At 34.2% G+C, this 4,395-nt stretch carries 2 protein-coding genes; one reads left to right on the top strand and one right to left on the bottom strand.

The window, feature by feature from the left end:
* Positions 1-2,236 (top strand): patatin-like phospholipase family protein (locus ABZA26_RS08680; protein ID WP_372714126.1); only part of this gene is annotated, 2,236 nt, incomplete at its 5' end.
* 266 nt (positions 2,237-2,502) lie between these two features.
* Here ABZA26_RS08680 and ABZA26_RS08675 read toward each other — a convergent pair.
* Positions 2,503-4,395: transcription antiterminator (locus tag ABZA26_RS08675; RefSeq protein ID WP_372714125.1), on the bottom strand; the 1,893-nt coding region annotated here is incomplete at its 5' end.

The following is a 4,395-nucleotide window of genomic DNA, read 5'->3' as shown; positions in this document are numbered from 1 at the left end:
GGCAGATGAAAAAACCTATTATGAAGATGTAAAGATAAAACAGTTAGAAAAAGAGATGGAGAATATCCAGATCAAAATTAATAGGCTGAAAAAATCCAAAGAAATGAAAATGTCCAAAGAAAATGATGGTAAACGAGCTAAAATAGGGCTTGTTTTAAGCGGAGGTGGAGCCAAGGGATTTGCTCATATAGGGGTCCTGAAAGTTCTTGAGGAAAATAATATAAAGGTAGATTATATCACAGGGACCAGCATGGGAGCCGTGGTAGGTGCCCTCTATTCTGTAGGATATTCTCCATCAGAGATAGAAAAGGTAATGGTGGAAACTGACTGGGATGGGATACTGAAGGATTTTCCAGACAGGGTGGACGTGCCATTAGAAGATAAAATAGGTAAGGAAAAATATCCAGCCTCTATAGCCTTTGACAAAGAGCTCAATATTTACTTCCCAAGAGGGCTGAAGCAGGGACAGAAAATATATCTGAAACTGAAAGAACTTCTTTGGGAAGCCGAGGGTATAGAGGATTTTGATGAACTTCCCATACCTATGAGGATAATAGCTACTGACCTTGACAGTGGAGAAGCAAAATCTTTCGCAAGCGGAGACCTTTCAAAGGTAATAAGTGCAAGTATAGCTATTCCTACTCTTTTTGGCCCAGTAGAGATAGACGGTAGGAATTATGTAGACGGTCTTGTGACTCGTAATTTTCCTGTGGAAGATGTGATAAAAATGGGTGCTGACGTTGTAATAGGAGTAGATGTAGGAACGCAGATAAAAGAAAAAAAAGAGTATAATATACTGACAGTATTAGATCAGGTCCTTGCTATACAAAGTTCGGGATCAACTCCAGATCAAAAGTCAATGGTAAATTATATAATAGAACCTGATATCTCAAAATTTAAAACTACAGATTTTGAAAAAGTAAAGGAGATAATAAAAGCCGGGGAGAAAGAAGCAAGGGCTGAAATAAAATCACTGAGAGACTTGGACAGGACAGAAAGGATTTCAGAAGAAAGAATAGTTTTGAGATCCAAGGAGTCAGATGTTCTGTATCTCGAGAATATATATTTAGTTGGAAATATAAACGTAACTGAGGAAATTGTACAAGGAAACTTAAGGAAAGAAATTCCGGGGGAAGTAACAAAATCAGATTTAGAAAATATGATACTGAACCTTTATGCCCTTCCGTATATAGAAAAGGCTTACTACAAAATTGATGGAAATGACCTCTACATAGAAACGGTGGAGAAACCCACAAATCACCTGCGGCTGGGGATGAATTATAACAGCGAATACGGTACAACTATAGCATTGGGGACAGATATGATTTCTACAGGGAAAACAGGGCGAAAAACTGTTCTTGATTTTAAATTTGGAGATCATTTCGGTGTAAATGCAAAAAATTACAGCTATTATGGAATTGAAGACAAGATAGGTTTTATACTTCAGATAGGATATAATGAAAATCCCTTTTTTCTTTATGAAGGAGACGAAAAAAGAAGCGAGTTTACAAACAGAACTTATGAACTTACAGGAGCTCTAGCAACTCAGTTTGAAAATCAGTTTCTCATCTCATATGGTTTTTCACAAAAGTTTAGCAAACTAAGTCAAGACATAGGAATTAGTGCAGACGATAGTCTTGAATATGATGAAAATTACGGAAATATTTTCTTCAAAATCATCTTGGATAATCTGGATAATAAGATGTATCCAAACCGTGGAATAAAAAGTGACTTTCAGTATACATGGGGTGGAGACTTTGGTACTGAAAATGTGGATTTTTACGGACCGGCGTATCTCCTTGAAGGATATTTTCCAGTTACAAAAAGACTGACCTTTTTATCCTCTATAGCTGGAGGGAGCATCAATGGTGAAGGAATACTTCCAGATGAATATTTCAAACTCGGAGGTGTGAGAAGTGATATATCTAACAAAGAGTTCGCTTTTTACGGTTACAATTCCCAAAGAAAACTCGTTGAGGAGTTTGCAATGGCTCAGCTTGGGGTACAGTACAGATTCTTTTCAAACATCTACATGGCCGGTAAATGGAATATAGTCACATACACAGGCTCATCTATACAGGATGAAAATAGTAAAAAAATATGGGAAAATAAAGTCAGAGGCTACGGTATCACTTTTGGAATAGACAGTCCTTTCGGACCTCTTGAGTTAAGTCTTATGGAAGACAGCGATACTGATAATATTTTGACACAGTTCAATATAGGATATATTTTTTAAATAAGCAGATAATAATCAGAAAAACCATGAAATTTATCTAGACATTCAGAGCAAAGCTGAAACATGTTTCGGTGATTCTGGAGGTCTTTTGTATGAAAGGGAATAAGTTAGAAATCATTTGTAATATCCAATAAAAATTAGACACAAAAAGTATTTCCTATAAAAAAAGCAGTAACTGTTGTTATCAGCAGTTACTGCCTGCAGAATATTAAATTAATATTCTGAAAATTAAAGTTTCAGAAATCTATGAGAGACCAGTTAAGAATTTATATTTTATTGTCAGATATAAACTCCATTAATTGTTTTGGCTCATTGGTTTCTTCAATAATTTTTATGAGGTCATAGTCCTCTATTAAAGTGACCAGTTCAGAAAGAGCTTCAATATGCTCATTTTGATCTACACTTGAAAAAGGAAAAATTATTTTTACACTTTTATTCCCAGGGAAAACAACAGGTTCCACCAGTCTTATCAAACTCATATCTGTCTTTAGAACAGATTCTGTCACTCTGGCATGGGGAAGAGCTATCACTTCTGCCACTACCATGTAACTTCCGTTTTTATTTACTGCTTCTATCATATCTTCCACATAATCATTGGTTACGGATCTGTTTTCCACTAATAAATTCCCTGCTATCCTTATGGCTTCCTGCCAGTCTTTAGCCTGGGAGTTTAATCGTATATTTCTCTCTGACAAAAGGTTAGACAGAGTTTTTTTCTTGAATTTATCCCTGTCATCAAAAAGCTTAGAAGCAAAGAAATCTTTCAGGCTATTTGCCAGTCTATCTTCATTTGTTATGTTGCATTCATTTTTTATGACTTCCATCAGTTTTACTAAGGAGATCTTTTTTCTTACTTCAGTCAGACCGTATTCTTCAAGCTTCATCCTGTCATTTTTTGAAAAGATAGGATGAACTTTTATAATAGGAAAGGGATATTTAATGTTCTCGTCTACATCGAGAGTGGAGATAATTAGATCTATATCATCGTAATTTTCTATCTCTAAAAACTTGTGGTAGGGAAGTATATCAAGGATATTTACATCATATCTTTCCAGTAGTTTCTGTGAAAGAAGTTTTGAACTTCCATATCCAAATCCACAGACGAGCAGAACATTCTTTGTCTCTTTGCTTATATTTGCCTTCCTGTCGATAGCAATTTTAAAGTGAATTGTTAAAAACGCTACTTCTTCTTCAGGAACGGATTTATTCATATAGGGACGGAGGTGTTTGTTACATACAATCCTCACATTTTCAAAAAGTTCTTCATATAAAAATTTTGCTTCACTGGATATCTCATTTTCCAATACGATATCATTTTTTATTCTGTAAATTGCAGGTTTTATGTGATTTAAAAGACCGTCTAGCAGTATTTTATCATTAGACAGGTCTATTCCGATGTTTTGGCTCACCTCTTTTATTATCTCGTTTACTGAAATCTCTATTTCAATCCACTTTTCATAAAATGAAGACTTGAAATTATAGGAGTGGCTTCCTAAAAAAAGCTCTGTGAGCAACAGAATTTCAGAATCGTTAAATTCTACACTGAAATTTTCTTCAAAGTGTTTTAATTCTTTTAAAAGTATGTCATACTCCTTTGTTTTCTTGAGAAACTTCTCGTTTTCCTCTCGCTGAGTTATTGGAAAGTTTTTTTCCAGTCTTTTTAATGTGATCATGAGATAAAATTCCAAAACCTTATATGCTTCGTCAGAGATAACTGTTTCTAAATGTTTTTCAATTCTTTTTATGAAAATTCTTATATCTCTTATGGGAAACTCTTCAAAGTATGAGATTAATTCTTGGACAATCATTTTATACCCCAAAGTTTCTTCAAGATTATTTTTAACTATAAGCTCATCTTTATAGAACTCTAGATAGTCAAGAAGAAATTTAAGCTGAGCTTTTCTGAGTTTTTCTTCATCACCCTCTAAAACCAGGCCAATTTTTGAGAAAAATTTAAGATTTAATTTTTTTTCGTTTAAAAAAGCTTTTATCTCTTTTAGATCTAGTTTTATAGTACTAAGACTTACAGAGAGGGTTTCAGATATCTCGTGAAGCTTTATAATATCCTCTGAAAAAAGGCATATGGCTTTTATGTATTCCTTTCTTTCGTGCTTTGAGAAACTGTAAAAACTGGCATTTAGAAGTTCCATTACAGTCAT

The sequence above is a fragment of the Ilyobacter sp. genome, assembly GCF_041583315.1.
Classification (GTDB): domain Bacteria; phylum Fusobacteriota; class Fusobacteriia; order Fusobacteriales; family Fusobacteriaceae; genus Ilyobacter.
Note: the sequence above shows the minus strand (reverse complement) of the source record. Positions and strands in the feature narration are given on the sequence as shown.